Source organism: Terrabacter koreensis (assembly GCF_054783315.1).
This window is the reverse complement of sequence record NZ_BAAGQU010000004.1, coordinates 1,498,254-1,522,972: the sequence shown is the minus strand read 5'-3', so window position 1 is coordinate 1,522,972 and position 24,719 is coordinate 1,498,254. Positions and strand designations below refer to the sequence as shown.

Here is a 24,719-nt window from a genome sequence, read left to right as displayed (position 1 = left end):
TTGGCCTCCGGGGTGGCCCGCCCCCCATGGAAACGGTGCGGTCAGCGGGCGAGCCGAGCCTCACAAGGGTGGCTGTTCGCCTGCGCCAGTGCGTGTTTCCCCATCGTGCGACTTCCCGCGTCTGGCTTTCACTGGTCGAGCCAAAGACCTCCGACAAGAGCGGAACCACCATGACCACGACCATCCACACGCGGCATCGACAGAGCCGCCTACATCAGCTGATCCAGCGCCGCCCCATCACCATGTTCCTCATCCTGGGCGTGGGCGCCGTCTACCTGCTGGCCACCGTCTGGGGGCTCGCCTACCACGGAGTCATCCCCGGCGGAGGCCTGCACGAGACCCTCGGCGTCGCTCCCGACGAGGTGGCCGGCTTCCTCTTCATCCTCGGGCTGCTGCCGGTGGCCCTCTACGTGACCTGGGTCGTCGACGGCCGTCGGGGAGTGCGCAGCCTCCTCCGGCGTGCCTTCCGGTGGCGGGTCAGCGTCGGCTGGTGGCTCACCGTGCTGCTCGCCATCCCGGTGATCACCGTCGGCCTCGCCGCCGTCCTCGGCGACAGCCTTCGACCGGTCGACCTGATCCCATTGGTGGCCAGCCAGATCGGCCTGCTGCTCGTCAACTTCGTCCTCGTCAACCTGTGGGAGGAGACGGTGTGGACGGGCTTCATGCAGACGCGCCTCGAGCGTCGCCACAACTGGTACCTCTCCGGGATCATCACCGCCGTGCCGTTCGCGCTGGTCCATTTGCCGCTCGAGTTCTTCCTCGACCAGACGGTGGACCTCAGCGTCCTGCTCGGCGCCTTCGTCACCTACTTCATCCTCGGAGTCCTGGTCCGGCCCGCCTGCGGCGTGCTGCGCCGCGGGACCGGCGACAGCCTGCTCCTCGTGGCCCTGTTCCACAGCATCTTCAACCGGACCAACAACGACAACGGCATCGCCGCCGAGATGGTGAATGGCGAGCTGCGCGCCCTGACCATGATCGTCGCCGTCGTGCTCGTCACCATCGGCGTCGCCGTCGCAGCCAGAGGGCGTCTCTCCAAGACGTATGCCGTGGAGCTGGAGAGGCGAGCCACCGCGGCCGCCAGCTGACGCGTCGGCCGTTCCGCGCACACCTGCCCTGCCGACCCTCGAGGCGACGAACCCGCCCCGGTGCCGGCGACCTACCGCCGCAATCGGGGCGGGTCACGCACGAACGTCTCCCTCCCCCCGCACGCAAGCCACCAGATCGGAACCTCACATGACGCCCTCGAGCGCAACCTCCCGACAGACTCCCCGAAGCCACCGCGCCCGTGCCGTGTCAGCGGCCGGCGTCCTCAGCCTGGCGATGCTGGCTGCCGCATGCTCGATAGGAACCACGGATTCTCGGACCGTCGGCCTCGACCCGAGCTGGACCGGCCCGTCACCTCTCCTGACCAAGGACGACCTGCCCCTCGGGTACAGCAACGACGCATCCGCCGACGAGGAGGACCTGACCGAGGCGGGCTGCCTCTCCGCGGTCACGTCACTCGCGTCGACGGCAACCGACCGGCGCACGGCGACCTTAACCACCCCCAATCCCTTCAACAGCTCGATCGTCAAGCACTCGGTACTGACGTTCGCCGGGGACACCGAGGCGTCAGCCGCCCTCGGCACCTGGCTGAGGGCCGCGCGCCAGTGCAGCCGCGTCGAGGTGCCGACCATGGACGAGAACCTGTCGACTCTGCGACTCACCGTCAGGAACGACACGGTGCGGCACGGAGACGCGGTCGTGGCCGAGGGCAACCTCATCGCCACGGGCAAGGTCGACTCAGAACACATCGACGTCGACATCAGCCAGTGGATCTCGGTCGCGCAGGTGCGTCACCACCTCTCCGTGGTCCAGGTGCTCGACTTCAACGGCGAGGATGCCGTGGAGAACGGGCAGCGGCTCGCCGGACTCACCGCAGAGCGCGTAGCCGGCTGGGCCACGAAGCACGGCTCCGAAGACGTCAACCCGTAGCAGCGTGTCGCGTGCAGCAGAGGTGCCGGCACCACAGCGGAGGGAATCGACGCGGCGCGCCGCGGCATCCCCCGGTCGCGTGCTGGCCCTCGAGCGCGAGGTCCGGGTCCTGCGCGCGGCCGTGACAGCCGCACCGGGCATCCAACGGGCGGTCGGCATCCTCATGGCGCGGCTGGGGTGTACTCCACTCGAGGCGTTCTCGCTGATGCGGCAGCGCGCACTGGACCGCAACGTACGCGTTGCCGACGTCGCGGTCGAAGTGCACCGTCGCACGTTGCCCGGTACCCGTCACCCGCCAGAGGACGGTCCTCGCCGGCGGGAGGCGCTGCTCTGGCCCGAGCAGTGGTAGCCGGACCTCCGACTGCGACAGGCGGCGGCCGGGCCGGGCTCGATGCGTGGCCCGGCCGCCCGCAAGGTGTGGGGCGGCGCAGCCGCACGACGCTGGATCGAGCCATCCAGGCCCGGCCAGCGTGACCACTCCCGATGAATCGTCTGTTACATCTAGACGCCGTCTAGTGCTTTCTGTAATGCTTCACACGCCACCGGCGGCCGCCGGTGCGCTGCCTCCAGTGAAGGATCTGCAGTGCGCACACGTACTCCCGCGTCCCGGCTCGGCGTCGCCTCCGCGGTGGCCCTCGCCTCCCTCACCCTGGCCTCCTGCGCGTCGGGCACCGGCGCCGCGAGCGAGGCGAGCACCCCCGCGTCCGTCACCGTCGCCGGCGTCAGCGTCGGCGTCGACAGCGCCGCAAAGGCCCTCGTGCCGCAGAAGTACCGCGACTCCGGGGAGGTGCGGGTCGCCACCGACGTCCCGTACGCCCCGTTCGAGATGTTCGCCGCGGAGGGCTCGTCGCAGATCACCGGCGTCGACTACGACCTGGGCCAGGCGATCGCCGCGCGCCTGGGGCTGCGCTTCACGTTCACGGCACAGAAGTTCGACGGCATCATCCCGGCCATCCAGGCGGGCAAGTTCGACGCCGTCATGTCGGCCATGACCGACAAGAAGGAGCGCCAGGCCGTCCTGACCTTCGTCGACTACTCCGCCTCGGGGACGGGCGTTCTCGTGGCGAAGGGCAACCCGCAGGGCATCAAGACCTACACGGACCTGTGCGGTCAGTCGGTCGCCGTCCAGGCCGCGACGAACCAGCTGGACCTCGCGACAACGTGGCAGAAGGACTGCACCGCGGCCGGCAAGGCACCGATCCAGCTCCAGCAGTTCCCCAAGGACTCCGACGCCCAGCTCGCGATCAAGGCGGGCAAGGTCGTCGCCGCTCTCGCGACGAAGCCGGCGGCCGGATACTCCGCGAAGACGACCGACGGCGGCAACGCCTTCGAGCTCGTCGAGGACCCGGCGGCCCCCACCGGGTACGAGGCGACCCCGAACGGGATCGGCCTCAGCAAGGCCGACCCCGAGCTCGCCAAGGCGGTGCAGAAGGCCCTGCAGTCGCTCATGGACGACGGCACGTACACGAAGATCCTCGCCAAGTACGGCGTCGAGGGGATCGCCGTCGAGAAGGCGACGATCAACGCGGCGGTCAGCTGAGCATGGCCGCCACGCAGCAGGGCAGCAGCACCATCGAGCCCGCCACCGTCCCGCCTCCACGCCTCGAAGCAGTGCCGGTGCGCCACCCGGGTCGCTGGGTCGCCGCGGTGCTCGTCGGTGTCGTGGGCCTGTCGGTCGTCGTCAGCCTGGCGAAGAACCCCAACCTCGACTGGCCCACCGTCCGGCGCTACCTCTTCTCGGACCTCGTGCTGTCGGGGCTGTGGACGACGGTCTGGCTCACGGTCGCGGCGATGGCGATGGGCGTCGTCGGAGGAGTCGTCGTCGCCGTCATGCGCCTGTCGGCCAACCCCGTGCTGCGGGTCGTGTCCGGCGCCTTCGTCTGGGTCTTCCGCGGCACACCGGTCCTCGTCCAGCTCATCTTCTGGGGATTCCTCGGCGCCTTCTACCCGACGACGACGATCGGCATCCCCTTCACCGACGTCGTGTTCTTCACGGGCCGCACGAGCGACCTCGTCCCGGCCACCGTCGCGGCGCTGCTCGCCCTCGGACTCAACGAGATGGCATACGCCTCCGAGATCATCCGCGCCGGCATCCAGTCCGTCGACAGCGGCCAGGTGGAGGCCGCGCACTCGCTCGGCATGACCTCGGGCCGGACGATGCGCCGCATCGTCCTGCCCCAGGCGATGCGCGTGATCATCCCGCCGATGGGCAACGAGACCATCACCATGCTCAAGACGACCGCCCTCGTGTCGGTCATCTCCGGCCACGACCTCATGTCCAACATCCAGGCCGCCTACGCGCAGAACTTCAAGGTCATCCCGCTGCTCGTCGTCGCGAGCGCCTGGTACCTCGCCCTCACGACCCTCCTGTCCGTCCCGCAGGGCTGGCTCGAGCGCCGGTTCGGCCGAGGCGTGGCGGCCCCGGGCCCGCGCGGCGGTCTCGGCCGGCTCGTCTCCTTCCGTCCAGGAGCCTCCTCATGACCCTTCTCCGTCGTACGCCGTCCTCCACGTCACGCGCGACCGAGCGGCCCGGCGCCGCCGGAGATGCGTCCTCCACGCCGCCCATGGTCCTGGCCGAGGGAGTCTGCAAGAGCTTCGGGCACCTCCAGGTGCTGCAGGGCATCGACTTCGAGGTGGCGCGCGGCGAGGTTGCCGTGCTCCTCGGCCCCTCGGGTTCTGGCAAGTCCACCTTCCTTCGCTGCATCAACCACCTGGAGAAGGTCGACGCCGGACGCCTCAGCGTCGACGGCGAGCCGGTGGGCTACGTCGAGCGGGGTGGGCGGCTGCACGAGCTGCGCGAGAAGGAGGTCGCCGCGCGGCGCACCGAGATCGGCATGGTGTTCCAGCGCTTCAACCTCTTCTCGCACCAGACGGCGCTCGAGAACGTCGTGGAGGCGCCGACGCAGGTGAAGCGGCTCCCCCGGCGGGTGGCCGAGGAGCGCGCCCGCGAGCTGCTCGACCGCGTCGGTCTCGCCGACAAGGCGGGCAGCTACCCCAGCCAGCTGTCCGGCGGCCAGCAGCAACGCGTCGCCATCGCCCGCGCCCTCGCGATGGACCCCAAGCTCATGCTCTTCGACGAGCCCACGTCGGCGCTCGACCCCGAGCTCGTCGGCGAGGTTCTCGACGTGATGCGCGACCTCGCGAGAGAGGGCATGACCATGGTCGTCGTCACCCACGAGATCGGCTTCGCCCGAGAGGTGGCAGACGTCGTGGCGTTCATGGACGGTGGCGTCGTCGTGGAGACCGGACGCCCCGACCAGGTGCTCGGTCGCCCCCAGCACGAGCGCACGCGGTCGTTCCTGTCGAAGGTGCTCTGAGGTGCCTCGCACCACAGGCCTGTCGGCAGACCTGCTCGCCCTGGCGTCCGAGCACCTCGACGCCTTCGTCGTCGACCTGCGGACCCTCGTGTCCATCGACAGCGGGTCGGGCGACGCCGACGGTGTGCGACGGGTGGCCGACTGGTCGTGCGCCCGTCTCGAACAGGCCGGCTTCGCCGTCGAGCGGCGGGAGGTGACGGGCACGGACGGACTCCCACTCGGACCCGTCGTCGTGGCGCGCCGGCCGGGCAGCGGCCGACGAGTGCTGCTCTTCGCCCACATGGACACCGTCTTCGCGCCTGGCACGGCGTCCGCCCGTCCCTTCCGACTCGACGGCCACCGCGCTCTGGGGCCCGGGGTCTGCGACGACAAGGGCGGCCTGCTTGCCGGCGTGCACGCCTGCGAGCTGCTCGTCGCCTCCGGCCTGGCCGACGGCGTCGACCTCACGGTCGCCCTCACGCCAGACGAGGAGATCGGTGCGCCGGGCAGCGCCCCGGTCCTCGCCGAGCTGGCCCGTGAGAGCGACGTCGCCCTGTGCCTCGAGGGCGCCCGTGAGTCCGGCGACCTCGTCGCCTCGCGCAAGGGCGTCGCGGACCTGCACTTCCGGTTGCGCGGGCGTGCGGCCCACTCGGGCATCGAGCCCGGCAGGGGCGCCAGCGCCGCCGTGGAGGCGGCGCACCTCGCCCTCGCCGTGGCCGCGCTCGACCGTTCGGCCCCCGGTCTCACGGTCAACGTCGGGGTGCTCGAGGCGGGGTCGCGTCCCAACGTCGTCGCCGAGGAGGCGCGGATCGTCGCCGAGGTGCGAGCCACCTCGTCCGACGTGCTCGACGTCGTCGTCGGGCAGCTTCGTCGCCGCGCGGCGGAGCCGGTGAACGCGGGCGTGGCCATCGAGCTGGAGGTCCGCGACCGCACCGATCCGATGGAGCGCACCACGAGCAGCGACGCTCTCGCGCGTCTCGCGCTCTCCACGGCTGCCGAGCTCGGGCTCGACATCGACGCCGTCGCCACCGGCGGCGTCTCCGACGCCAACATCGTCGCAGCCACGGGATGCCCGACCCTCGACGGGCTCGGCCCCGTCGGAGGGGACGACCACAGCCAGTCCGAGTGGCTCGACATCTCGTCCGTACCGACCCGAACGGCGCTGCTCGCCTCGCTCGTCGCACGGCTGGGTGCCGGGGACCCGGAGACGTATGCCGCCGGGTCGCCCGAGTCCTTCTCTGCCGCAAGCGGCTCCACCCACCACTGACGCGCGGCGGCGCATCGAACAAGGAGGTTCCATGCACCCTTCCCCGGAGCACCAGCCTGACCACCCAACCGGCCACCGACCCGACCGCCCAGCCGGCCACCCGGACCGGCACCGCACCCTCGCTCGGCGTTCCGCCCTGCGCGGGGCCGCTGTCGCCGCCGCCGCGCTGGCGCTTCCCGGGGCCGCTCGCCCGGCGAGCGCTGCCGAGACCGGCGCCACCTCACGCGAGCAGCCCAGCGGTGCAGGCCAGCTCGTGCTCGTCGGGGGCGGCCTCTCCGACGACAACGCCACGGTGTGGGGCGACATCGTCCGGCGTGCTGGCGGAGCCGGCGCCCGCATCGGCGTGGTCACCGCCGCCTCTGTGCCCGAGTCGCAGGACCCGGACGCCGGCACCCCGGACGCGAGCAACTCGGTGGCCAACGGTGCCTTCTACGTCGGCCTCCTGCGCTCCTACGGCGCCCGCGCCGAGTACGTGCCGGTCGACCTCGACCACGTCGGTGCGGCCGACGACCCGGACCTCGCGGTGCGCGTGTCGCGGCTCGACGGGTTCTTCTTCGGCGGCGGGGACCAGTACCGGCTCGTGCAGGTGCTCCAGCGCGGACCCGAGCAGCGTGACTCAGCGGTGCTCGCCGCGATCCGAGCAGCCCTGACGCGCGGTGCGGTCGTCGCCGGCACGTCCGCCGGCGCGCAGATCCAGGCCGGCCCGTGCATGGTCACGGGCGGCGAGTCATGGGAAGGACTGCGTGACGGGAGCGCACCGGGCTACTTCGACGACCCGACCGTCCTGGGCTACCTCCCCCGCGGCGGCTTCGGGTTCTTCCGCTCGGGTCTGCTCGACACGCACTTCACCGCCTACGGTCGCGAGGGCCGCGCCGTTCGGCTCGCGGCGGACACCGGACGACGGCGCGTCTTCGGCCTCGACCCGGACACCGCGCTCGTCGTCGAGCGCGCCGGCACCACGCACGAGCGGCTCTCGGTGCTGGGGCGGCACGGCGTGTCGGTGCTCGACCTCGGGGCGGCGCGCGTCGCCACCGGCGCTGCTGGCAGATGGAGCGTCGACGGGGTCCGGTGGACCTGGCTGACGAGCGGTGACACCTACGTGCCCGAGGCCGACGCCGTGGTGCCGGGGCGCGACACGTCGCCGCTGCGCGGCATCGACCGACCCGTCGCAGTGACCACGACGGACGTCTTCTCCTCCCTCCGAGGGTCCTCCCCCGGCTACGAGCTCGTCGGGCTGGCACGCGACCTCGTCGCCACCAACCAGCCGTCCGCGTCCGGCACGACGCTCGAGGACGACCCCCGCTTCGTCGTGACCCTCCGCCAGGACGCCCGCACGTCGGCCCGGACCCGTGACGGGGCGACGACCACCGCCTTCACGCGCCTCGACCTGTCGGTGCACGCCCGGTGACGCGCTGGACGGGTGCCACGGTCGGGTCGACGCGACAGGCGGCGCTCGTCCGGTCGGGTCGTCGGCACCCGGCGCGCCCCGGCTTTCCATTGACGAACCCTGAGCGAGAGTTGACCCATGAGCAGTGACCCCGTCCACCCGGCATACGACCGCAGTGTCGCCGACCTGGTGCGACGCTCGCTCGGGGGCCTCAGCGCCTCGGAGCGCAAGGTGGCCCGGGCCCTCCTCGCGGCCTACCCGGTAGCGGGCCTCGAGACCGTCGCCCGGCTCGCGGCCCGCGCCGAGGTCAGCGGGCCCACCGTCGTGCGGTTCGTCGGCCGCCTCGGCTTCGACGGCTACGCCGACTTCCAGCGGGCGCTGCGCGATGACCTTGCGGCACAGTCGGCCTCGCCCCTCGCGCTCTACGAACGGGCCGACCGGCGGCGGGACGACGACACCCCCGACGACCTCGTCTCGAGGGCCGGCGAGAGCGCCCGCGCCGCCACGACAGCCACGTTCGCGGCCCTGTCCGCCGACGAGGTGGACCGGGCCGTCGAGGTGCTCGCCACGAGCCGGCGTGTGCTGCTGTCGGGTGGACGCTACAGCGGCCTGCTCGCCCGCTACCTGCACCAGCACCTCGAGCAGCTGCGGCCGGGCGCGACGATGGTCCCGAACGCCGTGTCCTCACGCGCAGCGGCGCTCTCCGAGCTGTCACGCAAGGACGTGGTGGTGCTCTTCGACTTCCGCCGCTACGAGCCCCAGGCCCAGTCGCTCGCGACGGAGGCCCGCCGGCGCCACGCCCGCGTGCTGCTCTTCACCGACTCCTTCCTGTCCCCGGTCGCGTCCAGCGCCGACGTCGTGCTCGCGGCCGACGTCTCGTCGGTCTCCCCCTTCGACACGATGGCCACGTCGATGTTCCTCGTCGAGACGTGCATCGCCGGCGTCGTGGACCGCCTGGGTGATGCCGCCCGCGACCGGATGTCTGCCGTCGAGGCCGCGGCAGGACGACTCGAACTGTACTGAGCTGTGGGCCGGCCCGAGCCGCGCGCGGCGTGATGGGCTGACGGCCGTCTTCCTGGCGCAGTCGGCAGCCAGTGGTGCCGAGCCGCTGGTGCTTGAACGCTCTCGAGACGTCGGCGTGGCCCGCCGGATCCCCCAGTTCGGGCGGGCCGCGCGTTCCGGCTACAACGCTCGCCGAGCCCAGCTGAAGGCGGATGAGCCGCCAGAGCCTTGAGTCGTCCTCACTCCTCGAGAGCGCCGGGACGACGGTCGCCGTCAGGTGCGTCGGAGGACGACTCGGTCCGATGTTCGATGGCGCGGATGACCGCCGCCATGTCCTCGTCGCCGAAGCCCAGCCGGACTGTCTCGTCGTAGAGCCGATCGGCGGTGTCGGCCATCGGCGTCGCGATGCCTGCCGAGCGGGCGGCCGAGACGACGAAGCCGCTGTTCTTGCGGACGTCGTGGATGGCGGCCTGTGCAGAGAAGTCCCGCTCGCGCAGCTTGGCCCCCTTGATCTCGGCCACGGGGCTTGCCATCTGTCCTGCGTTGATGATGGACACGAAAGTGTCGAGATCGAGCTTCTGGCGTTGTGCGAAGTGCACGGATTCTGCCAGCGCAGCGACAGTGGTCACCAGGTAGAGGTTGACCGCGAGCTTCATCTTCAGTGCGCTGCCGGCTTCGCTGCCGCACCTGTGAATGCTGCGGCACATCGGCTTGATGATCCCCTCGACCTCGTCGACGACATCGGCGCGGCCGGCGAGCATCGCAACCAGCCGGCCCTGCTCCGCCGGCACCTTCGATCCGGAGACCGGCGCTTCCACGTGGGTTCCTGCCGCGGCGGCGATGTCGGCGGCCAGGGCCGTGGCGTACTCGGGCGCGGTGGTTCCCATGAACACCAGCACCCGGCCGGCCACGCGCCGCGAGAAGTCCGGGGTGCCGCGCCCCAGTACCTCGTCTATCGCGTGCTCGTCGGCGAGCATGAAGAGGTTGACGCGGCACGCCCGCAGCACGTCGTCCTGAGTTGCGCCGTGCTGGGCGCCTGCCCGCAGCAGGGGCTCGCAGCGCGACGGATCACGGTTCCACACCATGAGCGGGACTCCGGCCTCCGCGAGCCGCATCGCCATGGGCGTCCCCATGATGCCGAGTCCGAGAAACCCCACGCGGTCCAATCACATCACCTCCTGTAGGCACGACCCGGCGGACTTCAGCGCGCGTGTACGCCAGGTCTGGGCGACCGGCTCCCCCAGGCGAGGGGACCGGTCACCTCCTGTCACCCGGCTCACCTGCCCATCCTCGGGTGCGCACCCACCCTCGCCCCTGCTTTTCGTGCTTCCACCGCCTGAGCATCACACAGACCGCCCGACGCAGCGGCCCGAGACTCCCGTGTCACCCATTTGTGCCGATTCGCTGCGAGATGTCCGCCGCGGCGCTACGTTGCGCATCGGACCCGTTGCGATCGCACGGGGATCGTCACCGCTGGCGTGCCTTTCCCGCCAACGGGCCACACAGGGGGTTTGTATGGGCGCAGGTCGCCGATGCCTTTTTGCTGCCGCTGTCACGTTCGCACTCGTCGTCCCACCGGGCGCGACGGCATACGCGGCGGGTGAGCCGTCGCCCGGCGGAAAGCGTGAACGCCTCGAGCAGGCGCACGCCATGACACCGAGCACGTCGATGTCGCCGAGCCAGAACGGCCGTGGACGCCTCGGCGCTCTCGCCGTCCAGGCCGACCCCGGCAAGGTCGTGCTGTCCGTGAAGATGCGGGCGGGGTCGCGCACCCTGTCGTCGCTCTCCGACGTGGCGCGCACCGCCGCGGCCCACGGAGGTGTGCAGCGGCGGACGCTGCGCCAGCTCGGCACCGTGTCGCTGGAGGTTCCTTCGGCCCGCGCCGACGGTGTCGCAACCCAGCTGCGCCAGCGCGCTGACGTCGCCCGGGTCGACGTGGTCCAGCGCCGCACCCTGACCTTCGTGCCCGACGACGAGCAGTACGCAGCGACGGCGCCCTATCTCGACGCGGTGAACGCACCGAGTGCGTGGGACGTCCAGCGGGGCGACGCCTCCGTCCGCATCGCCGTCGTCGACAGCGGGGTCGACACTGCGCACCCCGACCTCGTCGGACGCGTCACCGACACGTACAACGCCGTCGACCAGAGCGCCGACGTGCAGGACGACGTCGGTCACGGCACCTTCGTCGCCGGGGTCGCGGCAGCCACCGCCGAGAACGGCATCGGGGTCGCGGGCGCCTCCATGGGCGCGAGCGTGATGGCCGTCAAGGTCGCGGACCCCTACGGCCAGGTCTGGGGGGATGCCGAGGCGGCGGGCATCATCTGGGCGGCCGACAACGGCGCCAACGTCATCAACCTCAGTCTGGGCGGCGACACGCCCGACCAGATCGAGTCCGACGCGGTGGCCTACGCCGTCAGCAAGGGCGTGCTCGTGGTGGCCGCGGCAGGCAACGACGCCAGCAGCCTCCCGCAGTACCCGGCCGCGTACCCGGGCGTCGTGGCGGTCGGAGCCACCGACGCCGCAGGCAACCGGGCTTCGTTCTCCCAGTACGGGTCGTGGGTCACCGTCGCCGCCCCTGGGATCAACATCACCAGCACGGCGCCGACCGCCGGCAGCTCCTTCTTCCAGCCGGCCTACGACACCGCCGACGGCACCTCGTTCTCCGCGCCCCTCGTCGCGGCCGAGGCCGCGCTCCTGTGGTCACACAACCGGAACGCCAAGGCCGCCGACGTGCGCAGCGCCATCGTCAGCAGCGCGCACGGCTATGCAGGCCTCGGTCTCGGCGCCGGACAGGTCGACTACACCTCGGCGCTGCAGGCCCTGGCGCCCACGTCGGTGCCGGCCGTGACGAGCCCGACCGCGGGGGCACCCGTGTCCGGCCTGGTCACCGTCACCGCCGCCTCCACGGCCCCGAAGGTCCGCTTCTACGCCGACTCGACGCCGCTCGGCGCCCCGGTGGCCACCAACGGCGGCACCGCCAGCACGGTCTGGTCCACGTGGGGCCTGGCCAACGGCGCCCACACGCTCCGCGCCTTCGACTGCAGCATCAAGGACCTGTGCAGCACGGACGGCGCCGACGTCGCGGTCACCCTCGGCAACGCCGCCCCGGTCATCACGGCCCCGGCCCCGTCGCAGCTGGTCTCCGGCACCGCGACGTTCAAGGCCACTGCGGCGGGCGGCGCCGTCGCGTTCGTCGTCGACGGCGTCCGGCGCGGCCTCGACACCACCGCTCCGTACTCGCTCACCTACCCGGTCAGCGCGCTGGCGGACGGCACCCACACGGTCACGGCCGTCAGCTGCTCCGTGGCCGGCGCCTGCGCAGGCCCCACGTCGGCGTCCGTGTCGTTCCGGAACCAGTCGCTGCACCCGCGGTTCACCGCTGCCGGTCCCAGCCCGTTCAGCCCCAACGGTGACGGTCGCTCCGACACGATCAAGCTGAGCTTCTACCTGCCCGACACCGAGACGGTGAAGTACCAGGTGCGCGACGCCGCCGGAACGATCGTCCGCGGCGCTGCCGGCCTCGGCACCTTCAGCGCCGGGACCCGCTCCTTTGTCTGGAACGGCCTGACCAACGCCGGAGCACGCGTCAGCAGCGGCACCTATCGGGTGGAGCTGCTCACGGCCAAGGCGGTGAGTGGCGCGACCCTCTACGGCTCCGCAGCCATCAACGTGCGCGTCGACCAGGCCGCCCCGACGCTGAGCTCCATCGTGGGCAACGGCACGGCCTTCTACCCGTACCCGGACGCGTACAAGGACGCGTTCTCGCCCGTGTTCACCCTGAACGAGGCCGCCACCGTCACGCTCCAGGTGCGCACCGGCGCGGGCAGCATCGTGCGCACGATCACCGGCAGCCGGGCCGCCGCCCGCACCAGCATCACGTGGAACGGGCGCAACGCCGCCGGCGCGCTCGTCGGCGCAGGCACCTACTACTGGACGCTCACCGCCCAGGACGCTGCCGGCAACCGGCGAGCCACCGCGAGGTACTCCGTCACCGTCAGCAGCAAGCGGCTGGTGACCAAGACCGCCACGCTCGACAAGCGGGGGTCGCAGTTCTACACGGCCGGGGGCAGCAACGACGCCTGCGCCTGGGGCAGCCTCAGCTCCTCGGACTTCCGCCCGTACGGGCTGTGGCTGGCCAACGCGTGCGACCCGTACTACGGGCTCGAGATCGCCGCGGGCACCTACCGCTTCACCCTGCCGGCAGCGGTCAGCTACAGCTCGCTCAAGGTGCAGAGCTACGGCAACTCGCTCGCCACCTCGAAGCTGGCCGCCGGATTCACCAAGTGGGGCACCTCGAACTACGCGTTCACCCCCGAGATCTACACGGGGACGGCGACGGCGTGGCGCACCCTCGGGTCGGTGTCGCCGACCGGCCTGGTGACCTCCTCACGCGTCGTGGAGACGGCGGTGTACGTCCCGAACCGCTACTACAACAGCGACTACGACGTGAGCTACGTGCGTCTCGTCGTGACGTACAAGGTCCTCGCCTGAGCGCACAAGAACCAGCATGGCCGTCCCCGGGCACCTCGTGTGCCCGGGGACGTCTCATGTGTGCGGCAGGCCTGCATCAGGCTTGGAGTGGATGAGTCGGCCGATACGCCGGGATTGCAGCGGCCCGCCGACCGGTCGATTTCGCGGTTGAGCCTCCTGCGCTCGCGAGGTCGGACCTGAGTGGCGGGAGTTCCTCGGAGTCTTCGGCACCACTCTGAGACTTCTCTCAGATCTGCACGTCAGGCTGTGGAATCGTGCGGCCGCCGCCGCTCCACCCATACCGAAGGACGTCCGTGACCACCCTGTTCCACCTGAGCGACGCCCTCTTCCTGCGCATCAACGATTTCGCCCGCACCTCGACGGCACTCCACACACCGGCCATCGCCTTTGCGAAGTACGGCATCGCGGTGTTCGCCGCGCTGATCCTGGTGGGCGTCTGGCGCCGGAGGGGAGCGAGCAACCCTCATCTCGCGGCCGCCCTCTGGGCCGGAGCGGGGGCCCTGCTCGCGGTTGCGGTCAACCAGCCGGTCGCCGCGCTCGTGGCCGAGGCCAGGCCGTATGTCGCGCACCCCGCGGCGCTCACCCTCGTGGACCGGACCACCGACTGGTCCTTCCCCTCCGACCACTCCGTCATGGCGGGTGCGGCCGCCGTGGGGCTGCTGCTCGTGGTTAAGCGCCTAGGCATCGTCGCTGCCCTGGCGGCGATGCTCATGGCCGTCACCCGCGTCTACGTCGGCGCGCACTACCCTCATGACGTCGTCGCCGGTCTGCTCCTCGGCGCAGCGGTCTCGGCTCTCGGCTGGCTGCTCGTACGGCTGCCGATGACGCGCCTCGTCGGAGCTGTTCGCAGGCTCCCCGTGGTCGACCGCGTGCTTGCGCCAGTCGCATAAGCCGACTGCCCAACTGGCAGAGATGCGAGTAGGGATAGCGGCAGGTCGGGCCCTGCCCACATACGTCGGTGTCATGGCCGCTGCCACGGGACGCACGTAGAGGGTCCGTGCGATTCACGGCGGCACGATCCACGTGAGGGTGGCACATGCGCCTCCTTGGCCGACGTCTGCCCGACGTCCGATCTGTCCCCTCGCCGTGTTCCCGCGGGCGGACTACCGTTGCAGCAGGAGCCTCAGTCGCAGGGATGACGCGGTGGCCAGCCAAGGGGGCTGGCCGCTCAGCATGGTCAGCACGTCACGTCCGAGGACGGCTCGTGCCTCATGGAACTCGTCTCAGTCTCAGCCCCCGAGTGGTGGAGCGACGCTCCCGATTGCACGCACCCATTGCTTGCGCATCTCCCCCGCCGCGCCAACGATGCCACGTCGGACCTCAACCGGGCTGCTTTGGGCAGCTATGTGCAGACGCTGGTCCGGGCCAGCACGAACGGCCCGCGGGCCTACGCCCGGATCGCCGCTGCATGAACGAGCGTTGCCCTGGCACAACGGCCCACACTGGCGCCCGCATGCGACCGTGAAGGACCGTCGACGCTTGCGGGTCATGGGGCGTAAGGGCGGCCTTCACCCGACTGCGGCCGCGGGTACTAGTACCAACGGGCAGTGACCCGGCTGGTGCCGCGGACCCTAGCCTTGACGGGTTCAGTGCACTGCCGCCCCGCCCGGCGCATGGCTGCGCCGCTCGCCGCAACAGCGCTCGCTCGACCTCGAGGGAGATCACGCATGGCCAGCTCACCGACCCCGTACCTGCGGCACGACACACAGGTCAGGCGCACCACCAGGAGAGCGGCGCTCGTCGCCGGGGCGGCTGTGACGGCGCTGGCCGTCTCGCTGCCCCAGTCCGCGATCGCGAGCGGCCCCTCCACGCACGTACCGATCGACGACCCCATCGGACCCCGCATCCAACAGGGACCCGTGCAGGTCGACCTCACCACCATCACCACGGAAGTGACGGCGCCCTTGGCCGGTATCACGGCGCCCGGACATCCCGACGAGCTCTTCATCGTCGACCAGGTCGGCACGCTATGGAGCCTCGATCTCACCGCAACCGCGCCGGTGTCCCCGACCTCGGTCCTCGACGTGTCGGGCCTGCTCGCCGGCCCTCAGGACCCGAAGGACGAGCGCGGCTTCCTGGGTGCCGCCTTCTCGCCGGACTTCTCCACCGACGGCCTCGTCTACACCGACACGTCCGAGCCCCTCGGCCCCGCTGACCACCCCCTGCGTCCGAGCACCGACGCGTGCCTGAATGGGTTCCCCCAAACGCCTGACCACGTCGACGTGATCCGCGAGTGGCACCTCGTCCCCGATGCGTCGGGTGCGCTTCACGTAGACCCGGCCCTACCGGCCGGCCGCAAGCTGCTCTCCTCCGAGCACCCGCAGGCGAACCACAACGCCGGCGACATGCACTTCGGCCCAGACAGATTCCTCTACGTGACCGACGGCGACGGCGGCGGCGCCGACGACCAGAACTGCCAGACCAACTTCGACGGCAACCCGATGTTCGGTCACCCTGGCATCGGCAACGGCCAAAGCCTCGACACCCCGCTCGGCAAGCTGCTCCGCATCAACCCGCGGCAAACCGACACACGCGGAACCTTGTCGGCCAACGGCGCCTTCCGGATCCCTCCGGGCAACCCCTTCCCGAACGGCGCCGTGCCCGAGATCTACTCCTACGGGCTGCGCAACCCGTTCCGCTTCTCCTTCGACCGCGACAACGGCGACCTGTGGGTGCCGGATGTCGGCCAGAACGACGTCGAAGAAGTCAACCTCGTCTCCCAGCCCGGCCAGAATTTCGGCTGGCACCTCAAGGAAGGAACGTTCCTCTTCGACGCAGGAGGCTTCCAGCTCAAGGGCGCCCGCTCTGACGCGTTCGTGTTCGCGCAGTCCCCTGGAACCCCGGCCGGCCTCACCGACCCGGTCGCCCAGTACGACCACGACGACGGCACCGCCATCATCGGTGGCTATGTCTACCGCGGAGCCTCCATGCCCGGCCTCAGGGGCCACTACGTGTTCGGAGACACGTCGCGACGACTCAACAACGGGCACGGCCGGCTCCTCGCGTTCGACTCCGACCGCAGGTCGCTCGTGACAGCAGCGAACACGATCGTGGAGCTACGTGACGGACCGCTCGACTTCCAGCTCATCGGCTTCGGTCAGGACAGCGCCGGCGAGCTGTATGCGCTCGTCTTCGGTGTTCCGGGTCCGAACGGGCCCACGGGGGCCGTGATGCGCCTGAGCCAGTCGAGGCAATAGGCGCCCTGGCCGACGCTCCCGACCTCGGTTCGTCTTCCGCAAGTCGGCGGGCCGCACGGAGAGCACCGGTCGACGGGACACTCGGCACCGACGCAACCCTCTGGTCGTAGAACCATTGTCCTCCGACCTACCCTACGGGCCGCCCCCACTCCCGGGGGGCGGGCCGTAGGCGTGCCCGGCCTGCTCCGTGGCAGAAGGCAGGCCGCCGACGTGACGTCGACTTCCTGCACATTCGGTCGGGGAACATCCGACCTGCCGCGTGAGCCCGCTAGAAGCCGAGCTTGTCGGCGATGCCGCCGGCTCCGCCGAGAAGTTCCTGCGGGTTGATGCCGAAGCGGTTCAGAAGGTCGGCGTGCTGCTCGGTGTCGACCTGGTCGGGCAGCTCACTCTCGGCCTGCTGAGCCTGCTGCTGGTCGCCGCGGTTCTTGAGGAACTCGATGATCTGCTGCTTGTCGATCTGCATCTGTTCTCCTTTCTCGACTGCCCTGCGAATGCGGGCAGTTCACATCCCCGGAGCGCGTGGCCCAGGGACGTTTCTCGGTCAGCCGCCGAAGCCGGCGCGCTCGATCGTGTGGTGGCCCCGTCCGCCTCGGTCAACCGTGGAGGGGCCGGTCCCCGGGCCTGCCGGCGCCGGTGGTGCTTACGGGGACGCCTCGACGCGGCGCCGGCAGGGCGATCTGGGTTGCCTTCGGCGGGTTCGTATGCCGTCAGCGTCGGGGGTCGTGGCCGCCGTCCGCCTGGAAGGGCTGGGTGGCGGTGTCGAGCGGGCGGTCGTGGTAGAAGTCAGCGTTGGCCTGGGCCTGCACCGAGGCGGGCACCTCCTCGCCGACCGGCCCGACGTGGGAGCCGTGGTCGGAACCGCTGGAGCCGTGGTCGGAGCCGGCGAACCGGTCCTTGGCCGCGCGGGCCTGCTCCGTCATGGACGGAGCAGCCTGGACATGCGCCTTGATGCGGCCGGACTCCTGCGACATCTTCTCGAGGTACTGCTCCCACCGGGACTGCATGGGACGCACGAGGCCACCGCCGACACCGACGATGAGGACACCGGCGATGGTGGCGAGCACGGCGATCAGCACCGGGGTCGTGACGGTCGTCGCGATACCGACCTGGTTCAGGGCCGCGATGATGCCGAGGCCGAGGATGAAGATGCTCGCAATGTTGGCCAGGACCCTCCCGTAGGACAGGCCGCCGAGCGTGTTGCTGATCAGCTCGCGCACCGCGGCGGCGATGGCGGAGGCCACGACGATGATGATGATCGCGACGATCGCCTTGGGCAGGAAGGCGATGACGCCGGTGATGAGGTCGCTGATCGGGTTGGGCCCGAAGACGCCGAATGCGAGCTGCAGCACGAAGAGCAGCAGTGCGTAGTAGACGAGCTTGCCCACGATGCCGGAGGCGTCGTACTGGCTGTTCGCCAGCGCCTTCTTGACCCCGCCACGCTCCACGGCGCGGTCGAAGCCGACACGCTCGAGGATCTTGTCGACGGCCTTGCCGATGGCCTTGGCCACGAACCAGCCGATCAGGAGGATCAGCAGGAACGCCACGAACTTGGGCACGAACAGTGCCACGGACCGCCACAGGTCGGTGGCGGCGGCACTCAGGTTGTCTGTCATGGTCTCGGGCTCCCTAACGTTTACGTTGTAAACCGTACGAGAGCCCTCATACCCGCCTAACACCGTCCTCCCCACCTCCGACGCGAACTTTTCCGAATCGCCGGTGCCGGGGGCGCGGTCACCGGTCCTGTACCCACTACATACGCCGTCAGACAGACGCGCCGAGACTCCGCTGTCACAGGCAACACAGGCTCTCCCGGAACTCCCGAGTCGGCCATCGTGCGCTGCCGTCATGAGGTAGACAGGAGACGACCAGAGAGGGGTGGACCATCACGTCACAAGAGCAGACGGCAGCGTCGCAGGGGTCAGCTGCTCGGGCTCCGCTGAGCCGGGCACGCATCGTCGAGACCGCTATCGGCCTGATCGACACGGAGGGCGTGAGCGCGCTGACGATGCGGCGGCTGGGCGCTGCCCTCGACGTCGAGGCCATGGCCCTCTACCGCTACGTCAACGGCCGGGAGGACCTGCTCGAGGCCGTCGTCGACGCGCTCGTGAACTCCATCGAGATCCCGACCACCGCGCACCTGCAGCCGGTGGACGGCTGGCAGGCGTTCCTGCAGGTGCTCGCCCACAACGTGAGGCGGGTGGCCATCGAGCACCCGGCCGCGTTCCCGCTGATCGCGACGCGCCACCCGGCTGCCCCATGGCTGCGGCCACCCCTTCGCAGCCTGCGCATGGTCGAGGCGTTCCTCACCGGGCTCGAAGCCCGTGGGTTCTCCGAGCAGCAGGCCGTCGGCGCCTACCGTTCCTTCACCAGCTTCCTGCTCGGGCACCTTCTCCTGGAGGCAGCCGTGCAAGGAGCCCCTATGGCACCCGTGGAGGAGCCCCTCGACGAAGGCGACGCGGACCTGCCCAACCGCGACGCCGAGCTCGATGTGAGCGAGTTCCCCACGGTTGCGCGGCTACGCGCGCCGCTGGCCGAGGACCACACCGACGAAGAGTTCGAGACCGCCCTCGAGCACCTCCTCGTTCGCCTCGACCTCGAGAACGCCCAGTAGCTCCGCCCCGCCTGAACATCCCGCGGGCGCGCCGACGACGACCCGCCGGCATCGGAACGCGTCCGTTCGGGGTAAGGCCAGGACGAGGCCTGAGACGAAGCGCCCTGCCGAGGCGGGCACGTCGAGGCTTCACCATCGAGGACGATCGCGAAGGGACGGACCATGCGCGTCTTGATCACCGGGGCCGGCGGCACGCTGGGCACCTCGCTGGCCCCCGCTCTGGCGGAGGAAGGGCACGAGCCGGTGCTGCAGGACATGCGCCGGCTCGAGACGCCATACGAGTTCATCCAGGGCGACGTCCGCTCGATCGACGACGTGACCCTCGCCGCGCGTGGCGCGGAGATGATCGTCCACACGGCGGCCATCCACGGCATCCACCTGGCAGACCACACGACCCGCGAGTTCTACGACCTCAACCTCACCGGCACGCTGAACGTCTGGGAGGCCGCCGCTGCCTCCGGCACCTGCCGGGGCGTTGTCTTCAGCAGCACCATGGGTGTGTACGGCGACCACCGCGGCGGCCGGGCGGGCGCGGTGTCGCTGCACGAAGACCTGCCGCTGCGGCCAGGCGACATCTACGGCTGGACCAAGCTGGCCGGGGAGGAGCTGTGCCGGCTCTACGGCCGTAGGTACGGCATACCGAGTGTGGCGCTGCGCTTCGGCATGTTCGTGCCCGAGCCCTTCTTCAGGCACGGGATCAGGCTGCTCTACGGAGGGGTCGACACCCGCGACGTCGTCCGTGCGGTGTTGGCATCCTTGAACGCCTTGGCCACCGGCACGAAGACCTGCGGCGCCTTCAACGTGCATTCACTGCTGCCCTTCCGACCGGCCGATGGGGAACGGCTGGTGAGCGACCCCATGTCGGTCGTCGACGCGTACCACCCCCGGGCCCGGGGGCTGCTCGGCGAGCGCGGTGTGGAGTCGCTGGCGCCCGTGACGGCGTGGTATCCGATGGACCGAGCGCGCGACGAGCTGGGCTTCGAGCCGAGGCACAGCTTCGACGCATGGCTGGAGGAGCTGCGGCTGCGACCGGAGGAGCGGGCCGCGAGCAGCCCACCGTGGCCCTGAACGGCAGGGAACCGGGACCGACGAGAGGAATGTGGTGGGAGTGGAATACCGCACGCTGGGGAGCACCGGGATCTCCGTTTCGGAGATCGGGTTCGGCGCCTGGGCGATCGGAGGTGACGCTTGGGGTCCTGTCGACGACGAGGCCTCGGTCGCGGCCATGGAGCGTGCCCTCGAGCTGGGGGTGACCCTCATCGACACGGCCGACGTCTACGGCGACGGTCACAGCGAGGAGCTCGTCGCGAAGGTGATCAAGGGTCGCCGGAGCGACGTGGTCGTCGCGACCAAGGGCGGCCTCATGGGCCACCATCGCGACCCCGCCGGCGCACCGGTCTACGACCGCCCCGAGAAGGTATGCCGTGCCCTCGAGGACAGCCTGCGCCGCCTGGGCACCGATTACGTCGACGTCTACTACGACCACATCTGGTGGGACCGGCCCGAGGAGAGGGAGGCCTTCGTGGAGGCGCTTGCCCGCCTCAAGGCCGACGGGAAGGTCCGTGCGGCCGGGCTGTCGACGGACGACATCGACTACATCAGGCACTTCAACAGCAACGGCGGGCTGGACGTGGTGCAGGTGGAGTACAGCGTGCTCAACCGGCGAGCGGAGCACGAGATCCTGCCCTACCTCGCCGAGCACGGCATCGGCGCGGTGCTGCGTGGCCCCCTGCAGAAGGGATTGCTCACCGGCAAGTTCACGGCCGACACCACGTTTCCCGAGGGCGACGTGCGAGCCGACTGGCCCGAGCAGGACTGGTACCGACGCGACCTCGCACGGGTGGGCAGCCTTCGCCGGCTCGAACGCGACGACATGACACTGGGGCAGCTCGCGCTGCGCTTCGTCCTCGACCACCCGGCAGTCTCGTCCGCCATCCCCGGCGGCAAGACACCGGAGCAGGTGGCCGCAAACGCCGCGGCCTCCGCGATCCCGCCCCTCACCGATGCTGAGCGGCAGCTCATCGACGACATCGCGCCGGCCGCACTGCCCTAGTAAGGGCTCAGGCCGGCCGGGGCTCCGGTCCCCGCCCTCATCACCCGCCGAAACCGTAGGTCAGAGGCCTAAGAGTGGATGAGTCGGCCGATACGCCGGGTTCTGTTCCGCGCCTCCGTTACCAGGGACGCAGCGACGGCCATCCATCTGGGCCGGCCATTGCTGGCCGGCTCTAGCGTCCTACCCGCGCACTCGACCGGGCCGGCCTCCTCGGCGCCCGAGGGCACCGTGCGTACGCTGTCTGGACTTGCTCCGGGTGGGGTTTACCGAGCCGCTCCAGTCACCTGGAGCGCTGGTGGTCTCTTACACCACCGTTTCACCCTTACCGGCCGCCGAAGCGGCCGGCGGTCTGTTCTCTGTGGCACTGTCCCGCGGGTCACCCCGGGTGGCTGTTGGCCACCACCCTGCCCTGTGGAGCCCGGACGTTCCTCGGCAGGGCCGAAGCCCTGACGCGACCGCCTGGCCGACTCATCCGCGGACCAGCATAGGGGCCGTATGCCGCAGGCTCCCAACGCGCACCGGCGCGGCCCACGGACCAGCCCGTCCGGAAGCGCCCGGGAGTCTCAGACCATTCGCCGGAACGCGAGGAGGGCGACGTCGTCGTGACGGTCGGGGTCGGTGACGGCCTCGGCGAGGTCGTGCAGCACCTCGTCGAGGTCGGTGTCGTCGTCGACGCGTCCGAGCATCTCCTCGGCGGCAGCCTGCAACCGTCCGAGGCCCGCGTCGATACTCTCCCCGCGTCGCTCGACGAGCCCGTCCGTGTAGAGCAGCAGGAGGTCGCCGACCGCGAACGGCACGCGAGCGGCAGGCCGCTGCACGATGCCGATGCCGTGGACCGGCGACCCCTCCTCGACGACGTAGCGGCTGACCCCGTTCTGCAGCAGCAGGGGCGGGGGGTGCCCGGCGACGACGGTCGACAGCTTGTCGTGGGCCGGGTCGAAGAGGGCGTATGCCGCCGACGCCATGGGGGTGGGTGGCTGGTGGGTCATCAGCCGGTCGATCGCCGATGCGAGAGCTGGCGGCTCAGGGTCCTGGGTCACGAGCACCCTCGTCGCGGAACGCATCCGGGATCCGGCGACGGAGGCGTCGACTCCTCGGCCCATCACGTCACCGACGAAGGCGATGACCTTGCCGTCGGCGAGCGTGCTCACGTCGAAGTAGTCGCCGCCGACATCGGTGCGCCCGGCCTGTCGGTAGACCATCCCGACCTGCCAGCCGGGCACCTCGGGGAGGTCGTGGGGCAGCAGCGTCGCCTGGAGCACCGACGCCACGCGCCGGGTCTGGGAGTACAGATCCGCGTTGTCGATGGCGATTCCCGCACGGCGGGCGAGGTCCTCGGCGAAGGCCACGTCGTCGGCCGTGTAGCGGCGGCCCGACTCGGCCGCGACGAAGGTGAGGACGCCGATCACCCGGTCGTGGGTCCTCAGTGGGACGGACATCGCGCTCAGCAGGCCCAGCTCACGGGCAACGCGCAGGTGCTCGTCGTCGCGGGCCGCGGCCACGAGCATCTCGTCGGTGATCTCCTCGACGAGCAGGCTCCTGCCGGTTCGCGCGACCTCGCCCGCTCCGCCGGGTTGGTTCGGGTCGGGCGGCCAGCGGGTCTCCAGTTCCTTGGCCATCTGCACCTTCGCCGGGTCGACGTGGGCCACGGCGAGGGTGCGCAGCACGCCATCGTCCAGCATCTGCACCGAGCACCAGTCTGCGTGCGTGGGCACCGCGAGCGAGGCGACCTGCCGCAGGGTCTGCCGGTAGTCGAGCGACTCGGCGAGAGCCTGCGACGCGTGTGCGAGGAACTCGAGGCGGGCCGCGCGGTCGGCGCTCTCGGCCTCGGCCCGCAGCCGGAGCATCGTCTGCGCGCACATGTCCGTGAGGAACTGCAGCACGGAGAGCTCGTCCGCGTCCAGATGACCTCGTTGGCCGTCGAACCGGAAGCCGACCGCACCGACCGCCTCGCCGGTGGTCGGCGACATCAGGGGCAGGGCCACGGTGAACCGCTCGGCGGCGTCCTCGAGGTCGGGGTAGCGCTCGAGCAGCTCGGCAACGGTCGTGATCACCACCGGCTCCCGGGTTCGGACGGCATCAGTGAGCGGCGTCGGGATCCGGATGTCGAACGAGGACCACTGCTGGACCAGGTGGGGGCTGAGCCCGTGCGTGCCGATGGTGCGTAGGCGGTGACGACCCTCCCGCACCACGAGCACGGCACGCGAGGCGCCCATCACGGCGGACGCCCGCTGCGTGATGGTCTCGGTGAGGTCGTCCAGGGTGACGGCGCTGGCGAGATCGGCGGCCATCCGCCCCAGCTCCACGAGCCGGGTCGCGACGGTCGAGGACGCGTCGCCGCCATCCCACGCCGTCGTGTTCATGGCGTCATCCTGACACCACAGGGGCCTTGACGTCCCACAGATGTCCCATCAGTGGCACGATGGCAACGTGGGCGGGCCGACGATCACCGGCGAGAGCGGGCTCAGCCGTGTCGAGTTCGGCCCGGAGGACCTGCGTCTCGTGCGTGAGACCGTCCGCACGGTCGCCGAGCAGCATCTGCCCGAACGGGCCGGTGACGCCATGCTCGCGGTGCACGAGCTCGCGGTGAACAGCATCATCCACGGTGGCGGTCACGGCGTGCTGCGCATCGACCGCACCGCCGACTCGCTCGTCTTCACGGTCGAGGACTCCGACGGCACGTCTTCGAAGCCCCGAATCAGCGAGCCGGCCGGCCAGGCGACGAGCGGTCGCGGCCTGCTCATCGCCCAGCGGCTCAGCGACCGCCTGACGATCGAGTCACCGCCCGGCCGCACCCGCGTCCGACTCCACCTGGCGCTCCAGGCGGTCGCCGCCGGCCGCGGCTGAGACTCGCGCGCGTCAGCCGCGCCTCCGTCCCAAGCGCCTCAGGCGAGCGCCGCTCCTCCGTTGGGCGAGACTCCGTTGGGCGAGACCTCGCCGAGCTCGGTGCTGATGTCGAGCACCTGACCGAGGTTCATCAGCTCCATCAGGCGCAGGGTCACGCCGGCGCAGACGAGCCGCAGGTGCCCGCCCGCATCGCTCACACGGTGGTAGAGCCCGATGAGCGCACCGAGGCCGGACGAGTCGAGGAAGGTCACCTCCCGGAGGTCGACGACGACCTCGGACCCCGTCGTGGCCCTCAGCCCGTCGAACACCCTCCGGGCGTCCGGGACGGTGTAGGTGTCGAGCTCTCCCGTCACGTGGGCCACGACCACGTCGCCCCTGTCGTCGACCGTCACGTCCACCGGCTCCCCCTCCTCGCACGACCGTCACCGCCCACGTTAGGCCTCGCAGCCCCTGCGGCATAGGGCAATCACGTATGCCGCGCGCGCCCGAGCGGAGTGTGAGGCACGTCACGCCTGGGGCGCGGTCGTCAACGAACGCACCTGCTCGTTCGTCATCACTGGGAGACGACGACGTCGCACGCAGACGAACGCAACC

The 24,719-nt window shown here is 70.7% G+C and carries 21 protein-coding genes and 1 other RNA gene; 16 read left to right on the top strand and 6 right to left on the bottom strand.

The window, feature by feature from the left end; genetic code table 11:
• The first annotated feature begins 170 nt into the window (after nucleotides 1–170).
• The 9 genes from ACYVNR_RS09865 (at nucleotide 171) to ACYVNR_RS09825 (ending at nucleotide 8,947) form a co-directional block, all read left to right on the top strand.
• Nucleotides 171–1,085, top strand: a complete 915-nt coding sequence (locus tag ACYVNR_RS09865; RefSeq protein WP_461047898.1) for a lysostaphin resistance A-like protein — start codon at nucleotides 171–173, stop codon at nucleotides 1,083–1,085.
• A 235-nt stretch (nucleotides 1,086–1,320) separates the two neighbouring features.
• The gene (locus ACYVNR_RS09860) at nucleotides 1,321–1,974 is read left to right on the top strand and encodes a hypothetical protein (RefSeq protein WP_461047897.1); all 654 of its coding nucleotides are present in this window, start codon (nucleotides 1,321–1,323) and stop codon (nucleotides 1,972–1,974) included.
• A 4-nt stretch (nucleotides 1,975–1,978) separates the two neighbouring features.
• Nucleotides 1,979–2,323, top strand: coding sequence for an ANTAR domain-containing protein (locus tag ACYVNR_RS09855; protein WP_461047896.1), 345 nt, complete (start codon nucleotides 1,979–1,981; stop codon nucleotides 2,321–2,323).
• A gap of 234 nt (nucleotides 2,324–2,557) precedes the next feature.
• A complete protein-coding gene (locus ACYVNR_RS09850; protein ID WP_458800113.1) occupies nucleotides 2,558–3,514 on the top strand; it encodes an ABC transporter substrate-binding protein in 957 nt (318 codons plus the stop codon).
• A gap of 2 nt (nucleotides 3,515–3,516) precedes the next feature.
• Nucleotides 3,517–4,455: an amino acid ABC transporter permease gene (locus ACYVNR_RS09845; protein WP_461047895.1), complete on the top strand. Its 939-nt coding sequence runs from the start codon at nucleotides 3,517–3,519 to the stop codon at nucleotides 4,453–4,455.
• A gap of 83 nt (nucleotides 4,456–4,538) precedes the next feature.
• Entirely contained in the window at nucleotides 4,539–5,291 is a 753-nt protein-coding gene (locus ACYVNR_RS09840; RefSeq protein ID WP_045186607.1) for an amino acid ABC transporter ATP-binding protein, read from the top strand.
• A gap of 1 nt (nucleotide 5,292) precedes the next feature.
• Nucleotides 5,293–6,537 (top strand): M20 family metallopeptidase, encoded by a 1,245-nt coding sequence (locus tag ACYVNR_RS09835; RefSeq protein ID WP_461047894.1) that lies wholly within the window; start codon nucleotides 5,293–5,295, stop codon nucleotides 6,535–6,537.
• A gap of 31 nt (nucleotides 6,538–6,568) precedes the next feature.
• Nucleotides 6,569–7,945: a cyanophycinase gene (locus tag ACYVNR_RS09830; protein ID WP_461047893.1), complete on the top strand. Its 1,377-nt coding sequence runs from the start codon at nucleotides 6,569–6,571 to the stop codon at nucleotides 7,943–7,945.
• Between the two features lie 117 nt (nucleotides 7,946–8,062).
• Nucleotides 8,063–8,947 carry a MurR/RpiR family transcriptional regulator gene (locus ACYVNR_RS09825; protein ID WP_461047892.1) on the top strand — a complete coding sequence of 295 codons (885 nt, stop codon included), beginning with the start codon at nucleotides 8,063–8,065 and terminating at the stop codon, nucleotides 8,945–8,947.
• A gap of 218 nt (nucleotides 8,948–9,165) precedes the next feature.
• Here the strand turns inward: ACYVNR_RS09825 and ACYVNR_RS09820 are convergent, their stop codons facing one another.
• Nucleotides 9,166–10,083, bottom strand: coding sequence for an NAD(P)-dependent oxidoreductase (locus tag ACYVNR_RS09820; RefSeq protein ID WP_461048302.1), 918 nt, complete (start codon nucleotides 10,081–10,083; stop codon nucleotides 9,166–9,168).
• A gap of 493 nt (nucleotides 10,084–10,576) precedes the next feature.
• Between ACYVNR_RS09820 and ACYVNR_RS09815 the strand changes: the two genes are divergently transcribed.
• From ACYVNR_RS09815 to ACYVNR_RS09805, 3 genes are all read left to right on the top strand, one after another.
• Entirely contained in the window at nucleotides 10,577–13,417 is a 2,841-nt protein-coding gene (locus ACYVNR_RS09815) for a S8 family serine peptidase (RefSeq protein ID WP_052677009.1), read from the top strand.
• A gap of 293 nt (nucleotides 13,418–13,710) precedes the next feature.
• Nucleotides 13,711–14,307 carry a phosphatase PAP2 family protein gene (locus tag ACYVNR_RS09810; protein WP_052677008.1) on the top strand — a complete coding sequence of 199 codons (597 nt, stop codon included), beginning with the start codon at nucleotides 13,711–13,713 and terminating at the stop codon, nucleotides 14,305–14,307.
• Nucleotides 14,308–15,084: 777 nt separating this feature from the next.
• Nucleotides 15,085–16,614 (top strand): PQQ-dependent sugar dehydrogenase, encoded by a 1,530-nt coding sequence (locus ACYVNR_RS09805; protein WP_461047891.1) that lies wholly within the window; start codon nucleotides 15,085–15,087, stop codon nucleotides 16,612–16,614.
• 268 nt (nucleotides 16,615–16,882) lie between these two features.
• Here the strand turns inward: ACYVNR_RS09805 and ACYVNR_RS09800 are convergent, their stop codons facing one another.
• A complete protein-coding gene (locus tag ACYVNR_RS09800) occupies nucleotides 16,883–17,077 on the bottom strand; it encodes a hypothetical protein (RefSeq protein WP_045186601.1) in 195 nt (64 codons plus the stop codon).
• A gap of 244 nt (nucleotides 17,078–17,321) precedes the next feature.
• Nucleotides 17,322–18,227 carry a membrane protein gene (locus tag ACYVNR_RS09795; RefSeq protein WP_461047890.1) on the bottom strand — a complete coding sequence of 302 codons (906 nt, stop codon included), beginning with the start codon at nucleotides 18,225–18,227 and terminating at the stop codon, nucleotides 17,322–17,324.
• Nucleotides 18,228–18,496: 269 nt separating this feature from the next.
• On the opposite strand from ACYVNR_RS09795, the gene ACYVNR_RS09790 reads away from it, so the two are divergent.
• The 3 genes from ACYVNR_RS09790 to ACYVNR_RS09780 all read left to right on the top strand — a co-directional run bounded on the left by ACYVNR_RS09790 (nucleotide 18,497) and on the right by ACYVNR_RS09780 (nucleotide 21,278).
• Nucleotides 18,497–19,225, top strand: a complete 729-nt coding sequence (locus tag ACYVNR_RS09790) for a TetR/AcrR family transcriptional regulator (protein ID WP_461048301.1) — start codon at nucleotides 18,497–18,499, stop codon at nucleotides 19,223–19,225.
• Between the two features lie 162 nt (nucleotides 19,226–19,387).
• Entirely contained in the window at nucleotides 19,388–20,293 is a 906-nt protein-coding gene (locus ACYVNR_RS09785) for an NAD-dependent epimerase/dehydratase family protein (RefSeq protein WP_461047889.1), read from the top strand.
• 31 nt (nucleotides 20,294–20,324) lie between these two features.
• Complete coding sequence (locus ACYVNR_RS09780) at nucleotides 20,325–21,278, top strand: aldo/keto reductase (protein WP_461047888.1); 954 nt, start codon at nucleotides 20,325–20,327, stop codon at nucleotides 21,276–21,278.
• Between the two features lie 75 nt (nucleotides 21,279–21,353).
• Here ACYVNR_RS09780 and rnpB read toward each other — a convergent pair.
• Together rnpB and ACYVNR_RS09770 are read right to left on the bottom strand one after the other, a co-directional pair.
• Nucleotides 21,354–21,749: RNase P RNA component class A (gene rnpB / locus ACYVNR_RS09775), an RNA gene on the bottom strand.
• Nucleotides 21,750–21,841: 92 nt separating this feature from the next.
• Nucleotides 21,842–23,641: a SpoIIE family protein phosphatase gene (locus ACYVNR_RS09770; protein WP_461047887.1), complete on the bottom strand. Its 1,800-nt coding sequence runs from the start codon at nucleotides 23,639–23,641 to the stop codon at nucleotides 21,842–21,844.
• A gap of 67 nt (nucleotides 23,642–23,708) precedes the next feature.
• Between ACYVNR_RS09770 and ACYVNR_RS09765 the strand changes: the two genes are divergently transcribed.
• Nucleotides 23,709–24,125: an ATP-binding protein gene (locus tag ACYVNR_RS09765; protein ID WP_461047886.1), complete on the top strand. Its 417-nt coding sequence runs from the start codon at nucleotides 23,709–23,711 to the stop codon at nucleotides 24,123–24,125.
• Nucleotides 24,126–24,163: 38 nt separating this feature from the next.
• Here ACYVNR_RS09765 and ACYVNR_RS09760 read toward each other — a convergent pair whose 3' ends face one another.
• Nucleotides 24,164–24,523 (bottom strand): STAS domain-containing protein, encoded by a 360-nt coding sequence (locus ACYVNR_RS09760; RefSeq protein ID WP_461047885.1) that lies wholly within the window; start codon nucleotides 24,521–24,523, stop codon nucleotides 24,164–24,166.
• Between the last annotated feature and the right edge of the window lie 196 nt (nucleotides 24,524–24,719).

Coding starts and splice junctions, on each gene's coding strand:
- ACYVNR_RS09865 (WP_461047898.1), top strand. CDS start 171: ATGACCACGACCATCCACACGCGGCATCGACAGAGCCGCCTACATCAG.
- ACYVNR_RS09860 (WP_461047897.1), top strand. CDS start 1,321: ATGCTGGCTGCCGCATGCTCGATAGGAACCACGGATTCTCGGACCGTC.
- ACYVNR_RS09845 (WP_461047895.1), top strand. CDS start 3,517: ATGGCCGCCACGCAGCAGGGCAGCAGCACCATCGAGCCCGCCACCGTC.
- ACYVNR_RS09840 (WP_045186607.1), top strand. CDS start 4,539: ATGGTCCTGGCCGAGGGAGTCTGCAAGAGCTTCGGGCACCTCCAGGTG.
- ACYVNR_RS09830 (WP_461047893.1), top strand. CDS start 6,569: ATGCACCCTTCCCCGGAGCACCAGCCTGACCACCCAACCGGCCACCGA.
- ACYVNR_RS09825 (WP_461047892.1), top strand. CDS start 8,063: ATGAGCAGTGACCCCGTCCACCCGGCATACGACCGCAGTGTCGCCGAC.
- ACYVNR_RS09815 (WP_052677009.1), top strand. CDS start 10,577: ATGACACCGAGCACGTCGATGTCGCCGAGCCAGAACGGCCGTGGACGC.
- ACYVNR_RS09805 (WP_461047891.1), top strand. CDS start 15,085: ATGGCCAGCTCACCGACCCCGTACCTGCGGCACGACACACAGGTCAGG.
- ACYVNR_RS09800 (WP_045186601.1), bottom strand. CDS start 17,077: ATGCAGATCGACAAGCAGCAGATCATCGAGTTCCTCAAGAACCGCGGC.
- ACYVNR_RS09795 (WP_461047890.1), bottom strand. CDS start 18,227: ATGACAGACAACCTGAGTGCCGCCGCCACCGACCTGTGGCGGTCCGTG.
- ACYVNR_RS09785 (WP_461047889.1), top strand. CDS start 19,388: ATGCGCGTCTTGATCACCGGGGCCGGCGGCACGCTGGGCACCTCGCTG.
- ACYVNR_RS09770 (WP_461047887.1), bottom strand. CDS start 23,641: ATGAACACGACGGCGTGGGATGGCGGCGACGCGTCCTCGACCGTCGCG.